Annotated in this window: 20 protein-coding genes and 3 pseudogenes; 14 read left to right on the forward strand and 9 right to left on the reverse strand. The window is 64.6% G+C overall.

The genetic code is table 11. The features are described 5' to 3' along the window. Position 1 precedes the first annotated feature (1 nt). The 6 genes and pseudogenes from cysD to AUC70_RS15880 all read right to left on the reverse strand — a co-directional run bounded on the left by cysD (position 2) and on the right by AUC70_RS15880 (position 5,779). Positions 2–907: a sulfate adenylyltransferase subunit CysD gene (gene cysD / locus AUC70_RS00225; RefSeq protein WP_069443047.1), complete on the reverse strand. Its 906-nt coding sequence runs from the start codon at positions 905–907 to the stop codon at positions 2–4. Continuing rightward, positions 904–2,058, reverse strand: a complete 1,155-nt coding sequence (locus AUC70_RS00230) for a phosphoadenylyl-sulfate reductase (RefSeq protein ID WP_158007307.1) — start codon at positions 2,056–2,058, stop codon at positions 904–906. Before AUC70_RS00230 ends, cysD begins: the two co-directional genes overlap by 4 nt. Beyond that, entirely contained in the window at positions 2,045–3,700 is a 1,656-nt protein-coding gene (locus AUC70_RS00235; RefSeq protein WP_069443048.1) for a nitrite/sulfite reductase, read from the reverse strand. The genes AUC70_RS00230 and AUC70_RS00235 overlap by 14 nt, the downstream gene beginning before the upstream one ends. Continuing rightward, positions 3,687–3,983, reverse strand: a complete 297-nt coding sequence (locus tag AUC70_RS00240) for a DUF2849 domain-containing protein (RefSeq protein ID WP_158007308.1) — start codon at positions 3,981–3,983, stop codon at positions 3,687–3,689. Before AUC70_RS00240 ends, AUC70_RS00235 begins: the two co-directional genes overlap by 14 nt. Beyond that, positions 3,976–5,424, reverse strand: coding sequence for a siroheme synthase CysG (gene cysG / locus AUC70_RS00245; RefSeq protein ID WP_083241097.1), 1,449 nt, complete (start codon positions 5,422–5,424; stop codon positions 3,976–3,978). The genes AUC70_RS00240 and cysG overlap by 8 nt, the downstream gene beginning before the upstream one ends. After that, positions 5,421–5,779: pseudogene (locus tag AUC70_RS15880) on the reverse strand (2Fe-2S iron-sulfur cluster-binding protein). Before AUC70_RS15880 ends, cysG begins: the two are co-directional and overlap by 4 nt. 468 nt (positions 5,780–6,247) lie before the next feature. On the opposite strand from AUC70_RS15880, the gene AUC70_RS00250 reads away from it, so the two are divergent. The 7 genes and pseudogenes from AUC70_RS00250 (at position 6,248) to pip (ending at position 12,570) form a co-directional block, all read left to right on the forward strand. Then, the gene (locus tag AUC70_RS00250) at positions 6,248–7,102 is read left to right on the forward strand and encodes a hypothetical protein (protein ID WP_069443050.1); all 855 of its coding nucleotides are present in this window, start codon (positions 6,248–6,250) and stop codon (positions 7,100–7,102) included. Beyond that, on the forward strand, positions 7,029–7,985 hold the full coding sequence (locus AUC70_RS17645; RefSeq protein WP_069443051.1) for a hypothetical protein: 957 nt from the start codon (positions 7,029–7,031) through the stop codon (positions 7,983–7,985). Before AUC70_RS00250 ends, AUC70_RS17645 begins: the two co-directional genes overlap by 74 nt. Further along, positions 7,877–8,146, forward strand: a pseudogene (locus AUC70_RS18695) (autotransporter outer membrane beta-barrel domain-containing protein); the annotation flags it as partial. The gene AUC70_RS17645 and the pseudogene AUC70_RS18695, both read left to right, overlap by 109 nt. Positions 8,147–8,325: 179 nt before the next feature. Beyond that, positions 8,326–9,225, forward strand: coding sequence for an autotransporter outer membrane beta-barrel domain-containing protein (locus AUC70_RS00265; RefSeq protein ID WP_158007309.1), 900 nt, complete (start codon positions 8,326–8,328; stop codon positions 9,223–9,225). Positions 9,226–9,434: 209 nt separating this feature from the next. Continuing rightward, on the forward strand, positions 9,435–9,740 hold the full coding sequence (locus AUC70_RS00270; RefSeq protein ID WP_083241098.1) for a DUF4212 domain-containing protein: 306 nt from the start codon (positions 9,435–9,437) through the stop codon (positions 9,738–9,740). Positions 9,741–9,743: 3 nt separating this feature from the next. After that, complete coding sequence (locus AUC70_RS00275) at positions 9,744–11,606, forward strand: solute symporter family protein (protein ID WP_069443054.1); 1,863 nt, start codon at positions 9,744–9,746, stop codon at positions 11,604–11,606. Position 11,607: 1 nt separating this feature from the next. Continuing rightward, positions 11,608–12,570 (forward strand): prolyl aminopeptidase, encoded by a 963-nt coding sequence (gene pip / locus AUC70_RS00280; protein WP_069443120.1) that lies wholly within the window; start codon positions 11,608–11,610, stop codon positions 12,568–12,570. Positions 12,571–12,573: 3 nt separating this feature from the next. Here the strand turns inward: pip and AUC70_RS00285 are convergent, their stop codons facing one another. Further along, a complete protein-coding gene (locus tag AUC70_RS00285) occupies positions 12,574–13,008 on the reverse strand; it encodes a secondary thiamine-phosphate synthase enzyme YjbQ (RefSeq protein ID WP_083241100.1) in 435 nt (144 codons plus the stop codon). A 177-nt stretch (positions 13,009–13,185) separates the two neighbouring features. Between AUC70_RS00285 and AUC70_RS00290 the strand changes: the two genes are divergently transcribed. The 7 genes from AUC70_RS00290 to AUC70_RS00320 all read left to right on the forward strand — a co-directional run bounded on the left by AUC70_RS00290 (position 13,186) and on the right by AUC70_RS00320 (position 18,128). Then, a complete protein-coding gene (locus AUC70_RS00290) occupies positions 13,186–13,974 on the forward strand; it encodes a hypothetical protein (protein ID WP_141701860.1) in 789 nt (262 codons plus the stop codon). Further along, on the forward strand, positions 13,959–14,570 hold the full coding sequence (locus AUC70_RS00295; protein WP_069443057.1) for a hypothetical protein: 612 nt from the start codon (positions 13,959–13,961) through the stop codon (positions 14,568–14,570). Before AUC70_RS00290 ends, AUC70_RS00295 begins: the two co-directional genes overlap by 16 nt. After that, positions 14,567–15,190, forward strand: a complete 624-nt coding sequence (locus tag AUC70_RS16930) for a hypothetical protein (protein ID WP_206599281.1) — start codon at positions 14,567–14,569, stop codon at positions 15,188–15,190. Before AUC70_RS00295 ends, AUC70_RS16930 begins: the two co-directional genes overlap by 4 nt. Continuing rightward, positions 15,187–15,993 carry a tetratricopeptide repeat protein gene (locus AUC70_RS00305; RefSeq protein WP_158007310.1) on the forward strand — a complete coding sequence of 269 codons (807 nt, stop codon included), beginning with the start codon at positions 15,187–15,189 and terminating at the stop codon, positions 15,991–15,993. The genes AUC70_RS16930 and AUC70_RS00305 overlap by 4 nt, the downstream gene beginning before the upstream one ends. Then, the gene (locus AUC70_RS00310; protein WP_069443060.1) at positions 15,990–16,241 is read left to right on the forward strand and encodes a peptidoglycan-binding domain-containing protein; all 252 of its coding nucleotides are present in this window, start codon (positions 15,990–15,992) and stop codon (positions 16,239–16,241) included. The genes AUC70_RS00305 and AUC70_RS00310 overlap by 4 nt, the downstream gene beginning before the upstream one ends. 146 nt (positions 16,242–16,387) lie before the next feature. Then, entirely contained in the window at positions 16,388–17,314 is a 927-nt protein-coding gene (locus AUC70_RS00315; RefSeq protein ID WP_069443061.1) for a sulfite exporter TauE/SafE family protein, read from the forward strand. A gap of 1 nt (position 17,315) precedes the next feature. After that, positions 17,316–18,128, forward strand: coding sequence for a TIGR02186 family protein (locus tag AUC70_RS00320; RefSeq protein ID WP_083241104.1), 813 nt, complete (start codon positions 17,316–17,318; stop codon positions 18,126–18,128). 23 nt (positions 18,129–18,151) lie between these two features. Here AUC70_RS00320 and pdeM read toward each other — a convergent pair whose 3' ends face one another. Then, a complete protein-coding gene (gene pdeM / locus AUC70_RS17650) occupies positions 18,152–18,877 on the reverse strand; it encodes a ligase-associated DNA damage response endonuclease PdeM (RefSeq protein ID WP_342021934.1) in 726 nt (241 codons plus the stop codon). 45 nt (positions 18,878–18,922) lie between these two features. Further along, positions 18,923–21,493, reverse strand: a pseudogene (locus AUC70_RS00325) (ligase-associated DNA damage response DEXH box helicase); the annotation flags it as partial. Between the last annotated feature and the right edge of the window lie 47 nt (positions 21,494–21,540).

Here is a 21,540-nt window from a genome sequence, read left to right on the forward strand (position 1 = left end):
TTTAGAAGTACCCCTCGCGCTTCTTCATCTCCATCGCACCGGCCTCGTCATGGTCGATCAGGCGCCCCGCCCGCTCCGACACACGCGCATCCAAGGTCTCGGTCACGACCGCGTCCAGATCCGTCGCCTCGGACTCGATGGCGGCGGTGAGCGGATAGCACCCGAGCGTGCGGAAGCGGATCCTGCGCATCACGGGCTCTTCACCCGGCTTGAGCCGCATACGCTCGTCGTCGACCATCAGTATCTGCCCGTCGCGTTCAACCGTCGGGCGCTCCTTCGCGAAATAGAGCGGCACGAGGTCGAGCTTCTCGAGCGTGATGTAGCGCCACACGTCCGCCTCGGTCCAATTCGACAGCGGAAAGACCCGGACGGTTTCGTCCTTGCCGAGACGGCCGTTCAGCAGCTGCCACATCTCGGGCCGTTGCAAGCGCGGATCCCAGCTATGGCCGCTGGCCCGGAACGAAAACACGCGTTCCTTGGCCCGCGAGGCCTCTTCATCGCGTCGCGCTCCGCCGAACGCGGCATCGTAGCCGCCATTGTCGAGCGCCTGGCGCAGAGCCTGGGTCTTCATGATGTCCGTATAGACAGACGGCGGATAGTCGAACGGGTTGATGTTCTTGGCCGCTCCGTCGTGATTGGTGTGCACGATCAGATCGAGCCCCATCTCCGAAACGGTCCGGTCGCGAAACGCGATCATGTCGCGGAACTTCCACGTGGTGTCCACGTGAAGCAGCGGGAACGGCGGCTTGGCGGGCCAGAATGCCTTCCGCGCCAAATGCAGCAGGACGGTCGAGTCCTTCCCGATCGAATACAACAGCACCGGGGCACGGAACTGCGCCGCGGCCTCCCGGAAGATGTGGATGCTCTCGGCTTCGAGAAGCTTGAGGTGTGATGTCAGCGCGGTCATGCGGCCTTCTCCCGGTGTGCGACTGGCACGGCCGAGCGTTCGGATTCGGCCACATGCAGCCCGCATTCCTTCTTGTCTTCGGCCTCCCACCACCAGCGGCCCGCGCGTGGATCCTCGCCGGGCTCGATCGCGCGCGTGCACGGCGCGCAGCCGATCGAGACGAAGCCTTGCGCATGCAGCGGATTGACCACGACATTGTTGGCATCGATGTAGTCGTTCAGGCGCTTGTCGGACCAGTCGGCAATCGGGTTGATCTTGATCAGCCCACGCTCCGCGTCCCATTCGGCCAGCGGCACGTCCGCACGCGCCTGCGACTGCTCGCGCCGCAGACCGGCGATCCACCCTTGCGCGCCCTGCAGGGCCCTGTTCAGGGGACGGACCTTGCGCACCTCGCAGCAGCTCTTCCGGTTCTCGACGGACTGGCGAAAGCCATACACGCCGTCGCGGGATACGAGCTCTTCGACCTCGCGCGCATCGGGCGCGACAAGCCGAATGCGTGTGCGGTAGCGCAGCTCGGACAATTCGATCGTTTCCAGCACTTCCGGGAACAGCCGGCCGGTATCGAGCGTGAAGACATCGATCTCGGCGCCCGACTTCGCTACGCCCGACTTGGCGATGGCCTGCAGGATCACCTGATCCTCGAGACCGACGCTCGTCGAGAACGCGATGCGGCCCTCAATGCGTTCGGCGATCAGCTTGATGCGCTCCACGAGATCGTCCGTCGCGGCGAGCGCCCGGTCGAGTTCCGCCGCGGCCTTGGCGGATGCGTTCCAGCGCAGCGGCAGCGGGTTGCGCGCCGAGGGCTGGTAGCTCCGGCCGATGATGGTGAGCGTCTTCTTCCATGTCTCGGCCGCGCCGGGATCGGCGATCTCGGCTGTGTCGAAACCGGACCGCAGCAGAAACTGCGACTGGTCCGGAATCAGCGAGCCGACCGCACGGATCTCGCCGGTGAAGCCGAGCCGGTCCCGGAGCATGCGTGCAAGGCTGAAGCCGCGCCCGTCCGCGAAACTCGGGAAGAGGACCGCGATCGGACCGGCATTGCCACCCGCCGCCGAGACCAGCGTCTCGTGATCCGCGGACGGCTCCAATACGGTGGCAGGCTCATCGGGTTCCGCGACAAGCGTGCCTGTCGACAAATCAACGAGCACCATAGAGAGCCTCCTTGAACGGCGCTGCACCGACACGGCGCCAAGTCTCGAGGAAGCTCTCTCCCTCGTTCCGGTTTTCGACATAGGTCTCGACGATCGTATCGATCGCTTCCGGGACCTTCTCGGCGCGGAAGCCGGGACCGATGATGGTGCCGACCGCGGCGTCATCCTTGGGGCTGCCGCCAAGGGTGATCTGATAAAGCTCCGTACCCTTCTTATCGACACCGAGGATGCCGATATTGCCGGCGTGGTGATGACCGCAGGCATTGATGCAGCCGGACATGTTGACCCGGATCTTGCCGATCTCGTCCTGCCGCGCGGGATCCTCGAACTTCTTGGCGATCTCCTTGGCGATGGGGATCGACCGCGCGTTCGCAAGGTTGCAGTAGTCCAGGCCCGGGCAGCAGATCATGTCGCCGAGCAACTCGTTGTTGCCGACCGCGAGCCCCGCTTCCGCAAGCGCGTCGTAGAGCGCGGGGATGTCCGCCAGCGCCACATGCGGCAGAACCAGGTTCTGGGTGTAGTTGACCCGGATCTCATCATGGCCGAAACGCTCGGCGAGATCGGCCACCATATCCATCGTGTCGGATGAGGCATCGCCCGGCGTCCGGCCCGGCTCCTTGAGCGAGATCACGGCGGACGCATAGCCCGGCACCCGATGGGGCAGCACGTTGTTGCGGTACCAAGTCGCGAAGGCCGGGTCGCTCTCGCGGCGCGCGGCAAGGGCCTCGTTGCGCGGAGCGCGCTCCGGCAGATCGGGCGGCGTGAAATAGGACGCGATACGGCGAACCTCGTCTTCGGGAAGATCGATTGCCAGCCTTAGCCGTCGCGTTCCAGTCTCTTCGACGGCTTCGCGGAACTTCTCGATACCGAGCGTGTTCACGAGGATCTTGATGCGCGCCTTGTACAGATTATCCCGGCGGCCGAGCAGATTGTACACGCGCAGGATCGACTCCACGTAGGAGAGCAGATGCTCCTTCGGCAGGAACTCGCGGATCACCTGACCCACATAGGGCGTACGTCCCATGCCGCCGCCGACGAGGACGCGGAAGCCATTTTCACCGTTCGGGCCACGCACGATGCGCAGACCGATGTCGTGGAACGCCGTGGCCGCGCGGTCCTCCGCGGCTCCGGAGACGGCGATCTTGAACTTGCGCGGCAGCCAGTTGAACTCCGGATGCAGCGTCGACCACTGGCGCAGGATCTCGCACCAGACGCGCGGGGTCTCCAATTCGTCGTTCGCGGCGGCCGCGTACGGGTCCGAGGTGACATTGCGCACGCAATTGCCGCTTGTCTGAATGCAGTGCATCTCGACGTCAGCCAGCGCGGCCAGCACGTCGGGCACGTCGACGAGCTTGATCCAGTTGAACTGGATGTTCTGGCGCGTCGTGAAGTGACCGTAGCCGCGATCCCACTTCCGGCCGATCATCGCGAGCTGCCGCATCTGGCGCGGCGAGAGCTGGCCATAGGGGACCGCGATCCGCAGCATGTAGGCATGCAGCTGCAGATAGAGCCCGTTGCGTAGGCGCAAGGGGCGGAACTCTTCTTCCGAGAGCTCGCCGGTCAGCCGCCGTCCGACCTGGTCGCGGAACTCCGCGACGCGCTCGTTTACGAAGGCGTGATCGAATTCATCATAGCGGTACATCGTACCAGTCCTTTGTCAGTGTCGTGCGGTGGGACGCGCGAATGCGTTCGCGCACGGAAATGGGATCGACGGTGCCGTCGTCCTTAACCTCGATCGGCATCGGATAGACGCTGATGACGAGCCGTTCGCGGACGGCCTCCTCGGCGGTCGCCTCAAGCGCCTTGACCTCGTCCTCGCCCTCGGCACGGGCCGCCTCGGCAATGTCCTCCGTCCACGCACCACCCGATGCGAGATAGACGACAATGCCGTCGTCCAAACGGTTTGCTGTAACGACGCTAGGCATAGGCGCGCGCGACCTCCTCATGAGCCAAAATCGTGTCAACGGCCCCGGCCGCGGGAAGCCCGGCAACTTCCCCGAAGATAAGAACGGCGGGGCTCTTCAGCCCAACGCTGCCAGCATCGTTCGCCAGCGCGGAAATCGTAGTGGCGACGCGGCGCTCGTTCGCGCGGCTCGCGTTCTCCACCGCAATCACGGGGAGTGCCGCGCGGAATCCGGCGTCCAGGAGGCGCTGTGCAATCACCGCGCCTGTTGTGACGCCCATATAGACGACAAGCGTGTTGTTGCCGGACGCCAAGGCCTTCAAGTCGAGATGTTCGAAGCTCGGCGCCTTCCCGCCCGCTTCATGGCCGGACAGGAACGTGACCGTGTGCGACACGTCGCGATGGGTCAGCGGAATCTGCAGGCTCGCCGCTGCCGCTGCACCGGCCGTGACGCCGGGCACGACCTCGACGGGAATCGCCTCGGCGCGCAGCGCGTCGAGTTCCTCGCCGCCGCGGCCGAAGATGAAGGGGTCGCCGCCCTTGAGCCGGACGACGGTGTGCCCCGCCTTTGCGCGCGCCACCAACAGCGCGTTGATCTCCGCCTGCGGAACGCTATGGGCTCCCTTCGCCTTGCCGACGGAAACCAGTTCCGCCTCGCGGCGGGCCAGTTCCAAGACACCGTCGCCGACGAGCTTGTCGTAGAAGACGACGTCGGCGGCCTTGAGCGCCCGGACCGCCTTCACGGTCAGAAGCTCGGGGTCACCGGGACCGGCGCCAATGAGAAGAACGCGGCCCTGCGACTCCGGGGCTTCGCCCGTTCCGGCCAAAGCGGCGGTTTCAATCTCGTGGTCGATCAGCTTGCGGGCGGCGTCCTCGTCGCCGTGAAGCATGGCGCGAGCGGCCGGCCCATCGAAGATCCTCTCCCACAACCGGCGCCGCTCAGGCCCCTCGGCGAGACGTTCGGCCACGCGATGGCGAAACTGCCCTGCGAGTTCGGCCAGGTCGCCAAGCCGGGGATGCAACTCATTCTCCAGCCAGGCGCGCAGGCGCTGAGCCAGGACCGGCGCGGCGGCCGATGTGCCGACCGCCACCGTAACCTCGCCGCGATCCACGATCGCGGGCAGCACAGCGGTGCAAAGAGCCGGCCGGTCCGGGACGTTAACCGGCACGCCCAAGCTATGAGCGATCTCGGCGATACGGGCGTCCTCGCCGTCGATCTCGGTGGCCGAAATCACCAACGGCCGGCCGCGAATTTGATCCGCGCCCGGATGGGCCGGCTGCAAGACAACCTTGCCCTCGGCCTCGAGGTCCGACAGCTCCGGGCTCAGCGTCTCGGCAGCCACATCGACGTGCCCGGCCCGCTTCAGGAGCAGACGCGTCTTGATGGCCGCAAGAGGACCCCCGCCGACCACGAGCGGCGGCTTGCCATCGAAGCTGACGAAGATGGGGAAGGTCCGCATCATCCAGAGGTTCCTGTCGCTGCCGTGTTGTCGGCAATGTCGGCAATGCTTTCGGGCGCAAGCTCGACTTCCAACCCGTCGAGCTCGGGCGCATCAGGAGCTGGCAGGAAAGCCGCGAGCGCCGGTCGTCGACGGAAAAGGCCCCGTCGAGCATCTCGGTCTCTTCGTCGGTCGGCGGGACGAGCTTGTCGACCCAACTATCCGCCACCCAGACATGGCAGGTCGCACACGCGCAGGCGCCGCCGCATTCCGCCTTGATAGGCAGACCCCAGTCGCGAATGACCTCCATCACACGCCACCCCTCCATGGCTTCGAGGCGGTGCGTGGAACCGTCCGGCATGCGCACGTTGATAAACATGTCTCAAGCCACCTTCCAAAAGGCGTCGAGGTTGAAAAAGAACGGCCCGTGTACTGGGCGGCCGCCCGCCCCGCAAGTCCGCAAAACTGCCAATCGTAAACGCCTGAAAGACCGCCATGAGATCGGGCGAAACCTGGTTCCCAGGCCCCCGGCCCCAGCCTCATCAAAGAGGGCGGCAGGCCCCGTAAATAAGAAGCGCTACTGAAAAATCATTCCCCAGCAAATGTCCATATCCCGCCTTTAGTGCAAAATTGTTCCTGAGAAACCCTAAACGCAGGACATTTTTCTTTCACCGGGCGCTTCGCGAACAGAATCTCCGGCGCGGGCGCACGAGAAAAACTGTTTCTTTCCAGCAACGCCTGCCGTGAATCAGCATTCGACTGTGGAGCATTTGGAGGCTTCCCCTAGTCCCGATCACACTTTTCCGCCATTTTGCTCCGGTCGTACCGACAGTTTCCGGGGGGGATCATGGAACGTCAAACGGCGGTTCGCCGCACAGGGGCCTTCCGCGCGGGCACAACCAGCCATTCCGGCGTGGACGGGATGCGGCGGCGCCTTCTTCTGGCCGGAACGGCGATCGCGACGACCTTCATGGTCTCGACGAGCGCTGCCCAAGCGCAGCAGGCCGTGAACGTTCCCGCGTCGCTGTTCTCGGTGAACATCAACAACGCGGACGACTGCATCTTTCCCGTCAATTGCGCCTTCATTAATACGGTCGGTCCTTTCGCCAATATCACCTTCACGAACTCGGGGGACTTCGCCACGCTCGGGCCTGGGGCAGCCAGCATCCTGACGACCACGCTGCTCGGCGGCCGCATCACCATCAATAATTCGGGCGATTTGGCTACAGCAGGCGGCCTTTCCGCCGGCATCTCTGCGGTGACGGCTCTCGGCGGCGCCATCAACATCACCAACACCGGCGACATCGCAACGGCTGGGCTGTTCTCCTATGGCATCTACGCGCTGGCCGCCACGGCGGGTGCGGTCAACATTACAAACTCGGGGGGCATCGCCACCGCCGGCGGCTACGCCACCGGCATCCATGCCGCGGCCGGGGGCATCTCCGGCTCTGTGTCGATCCAAAACAACGGCCAGGTGGCCACGGTCGGCTATGCCGCAGACGGCATCTACGGCGCGACGTTTTCAAGAGACAGCGACGTCACCATTACCACGCCGGCGAAATCACACGCGCGGCCGGAACGCATACGGCATTGTCTCGGCGACCTTCGACCGGCGCAGCAACATCAAGGTGACGAACAGCGGCACTATCGATACGCGCGGCACCAATGCCGAGGGCGTCTTCGGCTTGACCTACGACCGTAACGCGGACATCTCGGTCACCAACACCGGCGATATCCTCACCCGAGGCTTTGACGCGGAGGGCATGAACCTCACGACCTTCGGCCCCGCCTCATCGATCAACGTCAAGAACACCGGCCAAGTCACGACAACCGGCTTTGCGGCGGAGGGTATCTACGCGACCACGAACTGGCGCAACTCCGACATCACGATCACGAACAGCGGTGAGGTTCTGGCCAAAGGTGCGTTCGCTGACGGCATCTATGCCCTTACCGGCGTCTATGCCCCCGGCCGGAGCAGCGAGATCACGATCAACAATTCCGGGTCCATTCGCGCCGAGGGGCGCTTCGCCTACGGCATCACGGCCGTCTCCCTCCGTCCGGGATCGGAGATCACCGTCAACAACAGCGGCGAGCTTTTCGGATCGACGGCAGGCCTCTACAGCTACAGCGCGACCTCGACGACGATCAACAATAGCGGCGACATCTCGGCGGGATCGGGACTAGCTATCGATACCGCCGGCGCCAGCACATCCATCAACAACTCTGGGCTGATCACTGGTTTCGTGGATCTGACCAACAGCAGCGACACGTTCACGAACACGGCGGGCGGTGAGTTCACGCGCGGGACACCAGCCGCTTCCGGGGCGGCTCCGATCTCTTCATCAACGAAGCTGGCGGCACGCTGCGCACCGCGACCAAGTTCTCGAACGAAGACACGCGCTTCACCGGCCTCGAGCGTTTTCGGAACATGGGCCTCATCACCATGGTCGACGGGACAACCGGCGATTCCTTCACCATGTCGAACACGCCAGGAGGGACCGACCTGCGGTTCAGCGGCTCCGGCAAATCCACGCTGGGCGTCGATGCGTTCCTCGGCGGGCCGGGATCCAAGTCCGATACGCTGACCGTCGAAGGCACCACGACCGGGCGCACGCGCCTAAAGGTCAACAACGTCAATCCGGGACCCGGCCAGCTCAACCGCCAAGGCATTCCCGTCGTGTACGTGGACGGGAACGTGAACGCGTCGAACTTCTACCTCGAGAAGCCGATCGATGCGGGCTTCTTCGACTACGACCTGGTGTTCACGCCGACGGGAAGCGGACGCTTCGACCTGAAGAGCCACGCCGGCGGCGGTTCCCATATTATTCCGCATATCATCACTGCCACGCACGAGTCTTCCATCAATCGACGGAGACGTGGTTCGACCAGACAGTCGACTTGCGCGCGGTCCTGGCGCGCGGATCGGTGTGCGACGACATTTACAATCCTCAGGAACGGATCCGCTGTCAGGATCTGTATGACCTGGTTCCCGCCGTTTGGGCCCGGGGCGGTGGCACCTGGCTCGATCTCGACGACAACGGAACGACCAAGGCGAACGGCCGGACCTACCGCTACGATTTGGGACGGGATCTCGACATTTGGCAGGTCGAGTCAGGTGTGGACTTCGGCAAGGAAGACATCCTGTCGCCGGACGACATGCTCGTCTTCGGCGTCCTCGGCGGCGCCGTGGAATCGTCGCTCGAATACGATGCCATTGCCCGCTCGTTCGAGATCAGCACCTTGGAAGCGGGCGCTTACGCGACCTATCTGCGCGGCGGATTCTTCTTCGATACGTTGTTCAAGGCCTTCTTCGGCACGGTCGAGCCGACGGCGTCGGTCGAGTATCCCGAGACCCTTGACACGCAAACCTACGGTCTTCGCATGGACAGCGGCTACCGCTTCGGCGGTCTGAAGGACGGGCCGTTCGTCGAACCGCTCGGTACGGTCGCGATCTCATGGACGCATGTCGACGACTTCTCCCACCAGGGCAACAGCATCGACTTCGCCGACGACGAACAGGTGCGCGGTCGCCTTGGCCTGCGCATGGGCACGTCGTCGCAGATCTGGGAAGGCACCACCTTCGAGCCGTTCGTGACGGGCAGCTTCTGGGGATTGCTTTCCGGGGAACACAGCGCGACGCTGACCTCACGGGGGACCGATTTCGTCTTCACCGATAAGCCGGACGAGGTTTGGGGCGAAGTGTCGGGCGGCGTGAACTTCTTCAACCCGGAGGCCCAGACCGCCGTGTTCGCCAAGATCGACTATATCTTCGCCGATCAGACGGAAGGCATCAGCGCCAGAGGCGGCATGCGCCTGACCTGGTAGGCGCGGCTCCCCTTCCCGGAACGCAGCATCGCGCGGTGTCCGTCGCCCGCGCCAACCGCAATTTGGCCTCGTTGTTGGCGAAGGACGGTTTGCATTGGCTGGCCCGGCTGCTAAGTGCATTCAAAGTACCGCCGCGCGGCGGTATGGCTTCCGTGCCTTGACGGCAGGCGGTCTCGGCGGCACCTCAACCACGCAACGGGGCAGGACGCGTGACGACGCAGAACACCGACCAGGACGCGCAGCACGATATTGAGATCGAGAACGCGGCCCGCGACCGTCACCAGCTGCGGACGCTGGCTGTCGCAATCACTTCCGTGTCGGTCGTGCTGTTCGCCGTGGTCGTGGCCATCCTCTACGCGATTCCGCTCAACCGCATCTGGTTTCTGAACTTCCCGCTCGGCTTCTATCTGCTCGCTCAGGGGCTCATCCTCTTCGCGGTCTTCGTCACGTTCTGGTACGTGCGCGTCCAGGAACGGATCGACCTGACCCGCAGCATGAACGAGGAGGTTACCTAGGCGATGGCTCTGCAATCACGCCAGCGCACGCCGAACCCTCATCTCGGCGCCTATTACGGGATCGTCGCCAGCGCCTTCGTCTCGCTCGCGATCCTGCTGGCCATGGCGGAGCAATTGGGATGGGGCGGCGGATCGATCGCGCGGCTGATGATCCTGATGCCGATGATCCTCTACATGGCTATCGCGGTCGCGGCCCGCACACTGAACATCGAGGACTTCTTCACATCGGGGCGCCGGGTTCCGCAGATCTATAACGGGTTCCTCATGGCGGCGATCACCGTCGGGGGAACCGGCTTCTTCGCCTATACGGGCGCGCTGTTCTTCGTCGGCTTCGACGGTCTGGCGATCGGTCTTGGCTGGGTCTGCGGTCTGTTGCTCGCCGCCGTGCTGTTTGCGCCGTATTTGCGGCGCGTGGGGGCATACACGCTTCCGGCCTATTTCGGCCTGCGCTTTCGCTCGCCGCTGACGCGCATGGTGGCGAGCGCGCTCCTGATCGCACCGACATTTCTCCTGCTTGCCGCCGAAGCGAAGATCGCGGCCATGGTGCTTTCGCTCTTCCTGCCCGCGGCCCACTGGGTGGCCGTGCTGATCGTGGTCGTGTTCATCGCCGCGACGGGAATTCTCGGAGGCATGCGCGCCCTGACATGGTCGGGCAGCGCCCAGTTCATCACGGGCAGCCTCGGCCTCGCCATTCCGCTGACGGTGGTCGCGGTGGTCCTGACCAACCTGCCGGCGCCGCAATTCACCTATGGGGGACTACTCGGCTCCCTGGGGAACGCGGAGGCTGCGGCCGGCGTTGGCGCGGCCGGTCCGAGCGCGGTCGCGGGTTTCCCCGGTCACGAACCGGTCGCCGCCGTGACGCCCTTTCTACAGGCCTTCAGCACGATCTCGGAGGCGGGCTTCTTCGCGGTGTTTGTCTGTTTCGCGCTCGGCACGGCCGCTTTGCCCAGCCTGCTGGCCCGGAGCGGCGTGACCGCGTCCGTCGCAGACCAGCGCCGATCTACGGCCTGGGCGCTCCTGCTCGTCTCCCTCTTCGCCATGACGGCGCCGGCCCTCGTCGTGTTCGCAAAGGTCTTGATGTTCGGAGATATCGTTCTCATCCCCACGCAAGGTCTACCGGCCTGGTTCAACGATCTAAGCGCGCTCCAGTTGCTGCGCGCCACGGACCTGAATGGGGACGGATCGATCAGTTTCAGCGACCTCCTCGTCGCGCGCGACGGGGTCGCACTGGCGCTGCCTACACTCGCGGCGCTACCCTATATCCTCACGGCGCTGATGGCCGCGGCCGGACTTGCGGTCGCACTCGCCGCATCCGGCTCTCACCTCTTCACGCTCAGCGCGAGCCTGTCGGACGATCTGTATCGCTCGATCGATCCGCAGCCGATCGTGCTGCCTCGCCTTCTGCTGGCTTGGGCGGCCATCGCCGGTACCGCGCTGATCACGGCGATCTATCTGTTCATCGCCGACGTCGACGCCTTGAGCTACATGGTGACGGCCTTTGCGCTTGCAGCCGCGACGTTCTTCCCTGCCCTGTTCTTGTCGACCTGGTGGCAACGGTGCACGCTGTGGGGAGCGCTCGCGAGCATGGCGACGGGATTTGGCTTTATGCTTCTGTGCCTCATTGCGGGCGGCCTCGTCGGTATCGCTGACACCGCGGCTGGAACGGCGGCGGCGAGCCTCGTCTCGGCCTTGCTCGCCCTCGTCGGCGGCATCGGCGCCAGTCTCTATGGCCCCGCGGCCAAGGCGGCGGATACCGCTTTCTTCGAGGCGATGCGCCGCCCCGACGGCGAAACCCTCTACGACCAGGCTGAAGCACAAGCCTCGGCCGCGCAGAACAAGACAGAACAACAGGATCAGCTTGGATAACCTGACCGAGCCACAACGTTTTCATCTTTACCCCGCGATCGCCCCTTTTCGTACGGGCCGTCTTCCAGTGTCCGGGGGACACGAGCTCTACTTCGAGGAGTGCGGCTCAGAAATCGGCAAGCCCGTCGTCATCCTCCACGGAGGCCCTGGGGCAGGTGTGTCGCCCGTCATGCGCCGCTTCCACGATCCACGGCTCTACCGCATCGTACTGTTCGATCAGCGCGGTTGCGGCCGGTCGCATCCCCATGCCTCGCTCGAGAACAACACGACGTGGGACCTGGTCTCCGACATCGAAGCCTTGCGCGACCATCTCGGGATCGAAAGCTGGCAGGTGTTCGGGGGGTCATGGGGATCGGCGCTTGCCCTCGCTTACGCGCAAACGCACCCGGATCGGGTCCGCGAACTAATCCTGCGGGGCATCTTCCTCATGCGGAGGTCCGAGCTCGAATGGTTTTATCGGGACGGCTGCAACTGGTTGTTCCCGGAGGCGTTCGCCGACTTCACCAGCGCTATTCCGGAAGAAGAGCGTGCCGACATGATCGGCGCCTACTACAAACGGCTGACGAGTTCGGACCGGTCCGTCCAACTCGAAGCGGCCCGTGCGTGGACGTCCTGGGAGGGACGAACCCTCTCGCTTCTGCCGGACCACGACCGCACGCGTTATCTGACGGCCGACCGCTACGCCCTCGCCCTCGCACGGATCGAATGCCACTACGTCGTCAACCGAGGCTTCTTCAAGGCGGACGATCAGCTGTTGCAGAATGCGGACCGCCTGACGGACATCCCCGGCGCGATCGTCCATGGCCGCTACGACGTGGTCACGCCGATGAAAAATGCGTTTGACCTGTCGAGGGCCTGGCCCACGGCGGAACTGCGCATTGTGCCCGACGCCGGACATGCGATGACGGAACCGGGCATCGTTCACGCCCTGATCGCAGAAACGCGGATGTTCGCCGGCGACTGACCCTCACTCGCCCACACGGCCGATATAGCTCAGCACCACCTGGCGCTTATTGGGTGAGGTGCGATGCTCGATCAGATAGACGCCCTGCCAAATGCCGAGTGTCATTGCCCCCTCGCGAACGGGGATCGAGAGGCTCACGGAGGTCAGCATCGACTTGATGTGACTCGGCATGTCGTCGGGCCCTTCTTCGTGGTGGACGTAGGGGTGGTCCTCCGGGGCAAGCCGCTCGAGCGCGTCCAGCAGGTCGACCCGCACATTCGGATCGGCGTTTTCCTGAATGGTCAGTGACGCCGACGTGTGGGTCACGAAGACCGTCAGCAAACCGCCTTGAGCTCGGATCGACTCCAGCCATGCGGCAACCGCCCGCGTGAAATTGACAAAGCCTTTCCCGCGCGTCGGCACGGTCAAGACATGGCTCCGCTCTTCCAAACCAGCCACAGACGCTCCCCTCGCTTGTTCCGACTAAACGACCGGCCTGTCCCAATATCGGTCAATCCTTAAGAGAAAATTTACCCTGACTTGCCACCGTCCAATGGACCGCTGCGGAAGTGCCACCGCGGTCGTGCCGACAGCCGCTTGGGGAGCGGAAACGGCCGCTAATTCATGGGGAACGGTATGGCTTCGAACGCAGGTTGGCAAACATCCGCAAGCAGCGGGGGGCAAGACGACATCACCGGCGATCGGTGGTCCGAGCGTCATTGGGAGACACCGGGCAGCCCGTCGCTGAAGTCCTCAATGGATGCGCTTCTGGCCGAACCGATGGATCAGCGCACCGTCGAGTCACTGCTGCTGCGTCTGGTGGACCGGGTCGAGGAGACGGAACGCCGTTACGGCCAGGCCCTCAACGAACTTCATTCCCGCCTCGATCAATTGTCGCAGACCACGAATGCGGCGCGCAGCACGAGCACGCCGGAGAACGCCGATACGTTCGACAGGCTGCACGAACAGGTGAGCAGTCTGGCCAAGCGGCTGGAGACCGAGCCCAGGACGCACCTCGACGACTTCGAACGCCTGGGCCGCGCGATCACCGGCGGCATGCGGGGCGATTTCGACGAGAAGCCCTACGGGATAACCCACGAGGAGCCGGCGCCCAGCCCCTTCGCCCAGTCGATCCAGCACGCCCGCAGCACCAATCATCTTGCCCCCGAGCTTGCCCCGCCCGTCGAATGGCCTTGGGAGTCCAAGCCCGTCTCTGCCTCTGCCGATTTCGACAACCGGCTGACCGAGATGGCAAACCGGCTGGAACAATCGATCGGCGCGGCCATGCCGAGCAGCACGATCGAAGCGTTGAATGCGCGCCTCGAAGAAGTCGGCAACCAGATCGCACAATCTCTCGATGCCGCGCCGAGCCGGGCAGCCTGGAGCATGTCGAGCAGCAAATCGCCGACATGGGACGGCAACTGAACCGCGCCGAGGAACAGCTCGGCCGCCTCGGCGGTGTCGAGGAGCGCCTGGTCCAGCTTCTCTCGCGCCTGGAGACCAAGGACACGCCCCCCAAACCGGCCGAAATCGACGCGGGGCAGCTTCAGGAGATTGCCGCCAAGGCTGCGGTCGAGGCCGCCCGCCTCGTCGCGGACGACTCGCAAAAGACGACCGACCGGCTCGAGGCCATGCAGCGCGAGCTGAACGCCGTGGGCGACACCACCCGCCAGGCCGACGACAAGCTCAACAACACGCTGCAATCGGTTCACGAGTCGCTGAGACAGCTCGTGCAGCAAGTCGAACGCCCCGTGGCGCGATCGCCTCAGACCAATCCATTCGTTGCAAAGACCGAACGCAAGCGGTCGATACCCGGCGGATCGCCGGTCCCCACTCAGCCCGAACCCGTAGCCAGGGCGGCCCAGCCGGCCGCGCCTGTGCAGGAAACGGCTCCTGCTCCTGCGCCTGCACCGCAGGCGCAACCGGCGCCGCAACAACCGCGCCAACCCACGCCGGCCCCAATACCCAAGCAGCGGCGCGCCCGCCGCGCTCAAGCGCCGACGAGGCCGAGATGCGCGTGAAGGAGACGCTGCGGAACCGGCTCGATGCGACCTCCGCCAATGCGAAACCGCGCAATCTTCTGGCCGCCTTCGAACGCGCCCGGGCCCCGCATGTGGAAGCGGCCGCTCAGGACCTGGGCGCGGACGATCCGCGCGAGAGCGGGGCCTCTGAGGATATGTTGCCGCAGCGCGCGGCGACGGCCCAGGCCGCGGCCGCTCAGGCTGCGGCCCTCGCCGAAAGCCGCGAGGAGCGTCCGGTGCGCCGCGAGCCGCGCGTCGACCTCGCAGCGGACGACCAGAGCCGCAACCGGAAACGGCCTTATCTCATCATTTCCGCCGCGGTGCTTCTCACGATCAGCGCGCTCCTCCTGTACGGACGGCTGGGATCCAAATCCGCCGACGACACGCGCGCGATTCCGCAAAGCGGAGCGGCGCTGCCGAGCGGCGAGGCACCCTCACCCGAAGCGTCCAACCAGACGGTCCCTGCGGCGCCATGGAAGCGCCCATGGATGCGCCTATGGAGGAACTGCCCGGCGATCAGCAGTCGGGAATGTTCGGGTTTGCGCCCGTCCCTGAGACCACTTCCGTGCCCGGGCTCTTGCCGATGGAGGATCGCGTCGGCAAAGCAGAACCTGGCGTGACGGACATCCCCAAGTCGCCGAGCCATAAGGCTCCCGCAAATGGCGTCACACCGGCGCCCCAACTCGCGTCGCTGCGGTCCGACAATACGGGTTCGCTTCCGAGCGACGTGGTCTTCTCCGTTGAAGAGCCCGCGTCCGCGACAGAGGTAGCGCTGGCCGAGCAGTTGACGAAAACATCCGTGAAAGGTCCGGTGCCGCCGGAAGCCCTCGGGTCGAGGGCCATTCGTGAAGCCGCTGCGAGCGGCAACCCGATCGCGCAATACGTCATCGGCACCCGGTATATCGACGGAACCGGCGTGGCGGCCAATCCGAAGACGGGGTCGGAGTGGATGGAGCGCGCCGCGCGGAGCGGACTCGCCCCGGCGCAATACCGGCTCGGCACCATGTACGAGCGTGGCATCGGCGTAACCGCCGATATCGATACCGCTCGCAGCTGGTATCTCGCCGCTGCCGAACGCGGCAACGTCAAAGCAATGCACAATCTCGCCGTCAGCGTGAGCGGCGGCGGCGGCGCAACGCCGAACTACGCTCTTGCAGCAAAATGGTACGGCGAAGCGGCGCTGCGCGGCCTTGCCGACAGCCAGTTCAATCTCGGCATCCTGGCCGAGCACGGCCTGGGCCAGACCAAGAACCTCGCCGAAGCCTACAAGTGGTATGTCCTTGCGGGCAATCAGGGTGACATGGAGCGCAGAAGCGCCGCGACATCGTCAGTGCTCAGCTTTCGCCGAAGACGATCCTTACCATCGACGGCAGAGTTGCCACGCGGAAGGCGAAGGCGACGGCGCCCGAAGCCAATTCCGTGACCGAGCCGGACTCGTGGGGCAGCGGGGCGACCTCTGCCGCCGGAACCAAGACGCCCCAGGGGGCCACGCTGGTGAGCCGGGCCCAGACCCTGCTCAACAAGCTGGGCTACGATGTGGGTGTTCCCGACGGCCTTGCCGGCGAGAAGACCCGCACCGGCGTCAAGCGCTTCCAAGAGCGGAACGGGCTCGCTCAGACCGGTGAGGTCACTATTCCGCTCGTCACGCAGCTCGAGGCGCTCGCAAGCTAAGGGGGACGCCCCTTGGTCATACAACGACCTGTCCACACTTCCGCCCGAAATTCGGTGAGAAATGCGGCTTCTCCCGCTTGGCGCATTGACTCGCCGACCTGCGGCGAACACGGTGCACGAGCGCCCGCCCACTGACCGATCAACCGATGTTCCAAATTTATCTGCCGATTGCCGAGATTTCAGTGAACCTATTGGTGATGCTGGGTCTGGGTGCGGCGGTTGGCTTCCTATCGGGCATGTTCGGCGTCGGCGGCGGATTTCTTCTCACCCCGTTCTTGATGCTGTCAGGCATTCCGCCGGCCATCGCCGTGGCCACCGGCGCCAATCAAATCGTCGGCACATCGGTATCCGGCACTCTCGCGCAATGGCGGCGCGGCAATGTCGATCTGCACATGGGGGCCATCCTCATCGCAGGCGGTGTCGCGGGAGCGCTCATCGGCGTGCTCCTCCTGCGGTATTTGCGTGGCGTCGGTCAGGCCGGCCTTATCATCTCCCTCACCTATGTCGTCTTCCTCGGCTCCATCGGTGCATTGATGCTTTGGGAGAGCGTCAACGTGATGCGGCGTCAGCGGGCGGGGAAGACCGTCTCCGCACGGAAGTCGGGCCAGCACAACTGGATTCACGGCCTGCCGTTCAAGATGCGCTTTCCGCGCTCGCGGCTCTATATCAGCGCAATCCCGCCGCTCGTGATCGGCGCGCTCGTCGGGCTACTCGCGGCGTTCTTGGGTGTGGGCGGCGGTTTCGTCATGGTCCCCGCCATGATCTACATCCTGCGCATGCCGACCAATATCGTGGTCGGCACATCGATCTTCCAAATCATCTTCGTGACCGCTCTCGTCACGCTGCTCCATGCCACGCTCAATCACACGCTGGATATCCTCCTGGCGGTCTTGTTGATCGTGGGGGGCGTCATTGGCGGTCAGTTCGGCGTACGGGCCGGACAGAAGCTCCGCGGCGAGCAGCTCCGCGCCTTGCTGGCGCTCATGGTGCTTGGCGTTGCGGCGCGGATCCTGATCGATCTGGTGGTGCGTCCGGCCGATCTCTACAGCATCATTCCGATGGTCGGGAGTTGAGATGCGCACGACCTTGCTCATCCCCGCGCTTCTGACTCTGGCATTTCTCGCCCGTCCTGCGCACGGCCAGGACGCTGCGCCGCCTGCACCGGTCCTCAAACCAGGAACAAGCCACGAAAGGGTGCTTGCGGATATTTCTACGCGCGAGGTCGCGATCCAGTCGAACTTCAGCGGTGTCGAGATTCTGATCTTCGGCAGTATCGATTTCAGCGACGCCCGCATGCCGACCTACGGGAAGTACGATGTGATCGCCCTGGTGCGCGGCCCCACGGATCCCATAACAATCCGGCGGAAGACACGCGTGGGCGGTATTTGGGTGAACGGTCCGAGTGCGACCTATTCGGACGCGCCGAGCTTCTACGCAGTCCTGTCATCGCGCCCGGTCCGCGCCATCGCGTCGAACGAGACCCTGAAGGAGCTTGATATTGGCCTATCGGAGCTCAATTTCGGACGAGAGACCGCCGGCAGCCCGCAGGAACAGAGCTTCGAATCCGCCCTGATCCGGCTGATGGAAGAGAGGAATCTGTATACGGAAGATGATTCCGGTGTGGTGTTCATCGGCCGCAGCCTCTTTCGCGCGACGGTGGCCCTGCCGGCGAACGTCCCGACGGGCCGCTACCGGGTGGAAGTGTATCTCTTTCGGGACGGGAACCTCGCGAGCAAGACGAAGGGATCGCTGGAGGTCAACAAGGCCGGAATGGAGGCGACGATCTACAATCTCGCCCTTCACCAGCCGTTTCTTTACGGTCTTCTCGGAATCGCCATCGCGGTGCTCGCGGGCCTCATGGGCTGGTTCGCCTTCCGCAAAGACTAAGAAGTGTCCGGCACCGGGGGCGTCTAGTCGGGAAGAAGCAGGCTGCCGAGAACCGGATAAACCGCGTGCCGCCCCATCATCCAGGCTTCGAGCTGGTGCCAGAAAAATAGTGGCTTAAAGGCCTCGTTCATGACGTTAAGCCCTCCCGTGTAGGCGCCGAACGCCGGCATGACGAGGCGGCTGCCGTCACTCGCGAAGCAGCGGCGGCGAACGACTGTGCCGCGCCGGGAAATACGCGCGATGGGATGCAAGTGGCCGACGATCTCCGGCCCTGTCGCCTCCTCCGACGGCTCGTGGCGCAACACGACGCCTTCGATGGTCAGCGACCCGCAGACCGTCCCGCCAACGCTCTCGGGCAGATGCGGATCGTGATTGCCGCAAATCCAGAACCAGTCGCGGCCCTTCTGCAGCGACCGCAGCCTCGCGAAATCGTCGTCAACCAACCTGTCCGCGCATTCGCTGCGGTGGAAGCTGTCGCCAAGCGCGACGACGCGTTGCGGATCGAGCGCCTCGATGAGCTTGCCGAGTCGCGACAGGGTCGCCCGCGTATCGTAAGGCGGGAGCAGCATGCCGCGGGCGGCCAAGGCAGCGCCCTTCTCCAAGTGAAGATCGGCGACGAGCAGCGCATCCTGCTCCGGCCAATAAAGGGCCCCCGCCACGAGCGGCTGAAATGAATGTTTTCCGATGGTGAGACGCGACCGCAATGTCGGCGCGGTCTCTGGCATGAGATCAAGTCTAGCGTGCAGCATGCTCCCCCCCAGGCTCTGCCTCCCGCTGATCGAAGCCTCCTCTCCCAGGGCCTCGGCAACGAGTTCTTCGGCGGTCTCACGCAACAGGGTGTCGCCCGCATCACCCGGAACGCTTTCTCGCCCGATCTCGAGCATGACAGGAACAGCAAGCGGCGATACGCGACTCACCTCACTATGCCTGATTCGTCCGCCGATACGCTTCAAGAATTCGCCCAGCCGGCGCAAATCGATCAGCCCGGTCGCAGCGTCGGCAAAGGCCGCCTTCAGCAACACATGGTCGGGCTCGTGCTGACGCAGCACGTCGTAGACGAGATCCGACGAGGCGGTCATTTGGCGGCCAGACTTTTCCTGGCCCGGATGGCGGCGCTCGATCAGGCCGGAGATGATGGCGCAGACTTTGAAAGATCGCTTCATCAGGTTGGACTCGGCAAGCCACGCGTCGAGGTCGTCGCCGAGCATGTCTTCGTCGAACAGCTCTCTCAGATTGAGCCGCCCGGTGCGGATCATCGTGCTCATGTCGTTGAGGCCCCAGACGGCGAGCGCATATTCGTTGGCGACGAACCCGAGCGGCGCCGCGCCTGCCCGTTCCAAACGGCGCGTGAGAAGCATGCCGAGCGTCTGGTGTGCCAGCCTGCCCTCGAAGGGATAGCAGACAAGATAGTAGCGCTGTCCGCGCGGGAAGGTCTCGATCAGCATTTCCTGCGCGTTAGGAACGATCGAGAAGGCCGATTGTAGCTTCAGCCAGTAGGACACCTGCTCAGGCAGTTTCGTCCAGTGACGGCGGTCCGCCAGCATGAGGCGCACGCGTTCGGCAAGATAGGTGGAGAGCGGGAACTTCCCCCCTTCATAGGCGGGCACTTTGGCGTCGGTGGCGTGCGCGCGGGTCACGATGGCATCCATCTCCCGCAAGCCCTGGAAACGCAGCACCTCGCCTGCGAACACGAACGTGTCGCCCGGGGCGAGTTGCTCGATAAAGTGTTCCTCGACCTCGCCCAAGATACGTCCGCCCGCGAGCGCGCCTGTCGGCTTGAGTGCGCCGCCCTTGAGCCGCGCCAGCCGCACACGCAGCATGGGGGCCTCGACGATTGTGCCCACGTTCAGACGGTATTGTTGCGCGATACGCGGATGAGCCACGCGGTAGGCGCCTTCTTTGGTGCGTTTCAGTTTGGCGTAGCGGTCGTAATTCGCGAGCGCGTAGCCTCCGGTTGCCACAAAAGAGACGACAGAATCGAAACTCTCGCGAGAGAGATCGCGATAAGGCGCCGCGCTGGTGACCTCCTTAAAAAGCAAGTCGGAGTCAAAAGGTTCCGCGCAGGCCGTGCCGAGAATGTGCTGAGCAAGCACATCGAGCGCACCGGGGCGCGTGGGCGGCGTATCCTGCTGACCTTCTCGTGCTGCCTCAAGCGCGGCCTGGCACTCCATGACCTCGAAACGGTTGGCCGGCACCAGCAGCGCCTTGCTTGGTTCGTCGAGGCGATGATTGGCGCGGCCGATGCGCTGGGCCAGACGGCTCGAGCCTTTCGGCGCGCCGACATTGACGACAAGGTCGACATCGCCCCAGTCGATGCCGAGATCGAGCGTCGAGGTGCACACCACCGCCCGCAACTTACCCGCCACCATGGCCGCTTCGACTTTGCGCCGCTGGCCGACGTCGAGGGAGCCGTGATGGAGCGCGATCGGCAGATTGTCGTCGTTGCAGCGCCACAGCTCGTTGAAGAGCATCTCAGCCTGCGAGCGCGTGTTGACGAACATGAGGGACATCTTATGCGCCTTGATGGCCTCGTAGATTTCCGGCAGCGCATAGCGCGCTGAATGCCCGGCCCAGGGCAGATCCGCCTCGGAATTGAGGATCGTGATGTCCGCCTGCACACCGCCCGCGGCGGTGACAATCTCGGCGAAATGGGTTGCGCGCGCACCGCCGTCCTGCTGGGGGACGAGATAGGCGGAGAGCTCGTAGGGGCGGGCGACCGTGGCCGACAGTCCGATTGCCCGCAAGTCCGGCGACAACGACCGGAGCCGCGCCAGATCGAGGGCGAGGAGATCGCCCCGCTTGCTGGCGCTCAAGGCATGCAACTCGTCGAGGACGAGATATTTGAGGTTACCGAAGATCTGCGCCGCGCTCTTGTGGGAGAGCATCAGCGCGATCTGTTCCGGCGTGGTCAGCAGAATATCCGGCGGCAGGATGCGCTGCCGCGCGCGCCGGGACTGCGGCGTGTCGCCGGTCCGAGTCTCGATCTGGATGGGCAGTTCCATCTCGGCGATTGGCGTTGCGAGGTTACGGGCAATGTCAGTCGCGAGCGCCTTGAGCGGCGACACATAGAGCGTGTGCACGCCGTGGCTCTGCTTGGTGAGCGGGCGCCCCGCAAGATCGATCAGGCTCGGCAGAAACCCCGCGAGCGTCTTGCCGCCGCCGGTCGGCGCAATCAGGAGCGCATCGGACCCGCGCTCGACCGTTTCCAGCAAGTCGAGCTGATGGGCACGCGCACGCCAGCCCCGCGAGGCGAACCAGTCCGCGAACGGTTTCGGCAGCAGCGCGGGCGAGGAATGCGATGCATCCTCCGTTGTCCGTCTGCTCGTTCGCGCGCTCACTATCGTGAATCCCTCGGTTGCCCGCATCTGGGCCGCACCCGCCCTCGGCGGGCTCTCGCCTTGATCTTCGGGCT

Source organism: Methyloceanibacter stevinii, from assembly GCF_001723355.1.
GTDB classification, from domain to species: Bacteria; Pseudomonadota; Alphaproteobacteria; order Rhizobiales; family Methyloligellaceae; genus Methyloceanibacter; species Methyloceanibacter stevinii.

Excerpts from the sequence above, each read along its gene's own strand:
- cysD (WP_069443047.1), bottom strand. The coding sequence starts at position 907 with ATGACCGCGCTGACATCACACCTCAAGCTTCTCGAAGCCGAGAGCATC.
- AUC70_RS00230 (WP_158007307.1), bottom strand. The coding sequence starts at position 2,058 with ATGGTGCTCGTTGATTTGTCGACAGGCACGCTTGTCGCGGAACCCGAT.
- AUC70_RS00235 (WP_069443048.1), bottom strand. The coding sequence starts at position 3,700 with ATGTACCGCTATGATGAATTCGATCACGCCTTCGTAAACGAGCGCGTC.
- AUC70_RS00240 (WP_158007308.1), bottom strand. The coding sequence starts at position 3,983 with ATGCCTAGCGTCGTTACAGCAAACCGTTTGGACGACGGCATTGTCGTC.
- cysG (WP_083241097.1), bottom strand. The coding sequence starts at position 5,424 with ATGATGCGGACCTTCCCCATCTTCGTCAGCTTCGATGGCAAGCCGCCG.
- AUC70_RS00250 (WP_069443050.1), top strand. The coding sequence starts at position 6,248 with ATGGAACGTCAAACGGCGGTTCGCCGCACAGGGGCCTTCCGCGCGGGC.
- AUC70_RS00275 (WP_069443054.1), top strand. The coding sequence starts at position 9,744 with ATGGCTCTGCAATCACGCCAGCGCACGCCGAACCCTCATCTCGGCGCC.
- AUC70_RS00290 (WP_141701860.1), top strand. The coding sequence starts at position 13,186 with ATGGCTTCGAACGCAGGTTGGCAAACATCCGCAAGCAGCGGGGGGCAA.
- AUC70_RS00295 (WP_069443057.1), top strand. The coding sequence starts at position 13,959 with ATGGGACGGCAACTGAACCGCGCCGAGGAACAGCTCGGCCGCCTCGGC.
- AUC70_RS00315 (WP_069443061.1), top strand. The coding sequence starts at position 16,388 with ATGTTCCAAATTTATCTGCCGATTGCCGAGATTTCAGTGAACCTATTG.
- AUC70_RS00320 (WP_083241104.1), top strand. The coding sequence starts at position 17,316 with ATGCGCACGACCTTGCTCATCCCCGCGCTTCTGACTCTGGCATTTCTC.
- pdeM (WP_342021934.1), bottom strand. The coding sequence starts at position 18,877 with ATGCTGCACGCTAGACTTGATCTCATGCCAGAGACCGCGCCGACATTG.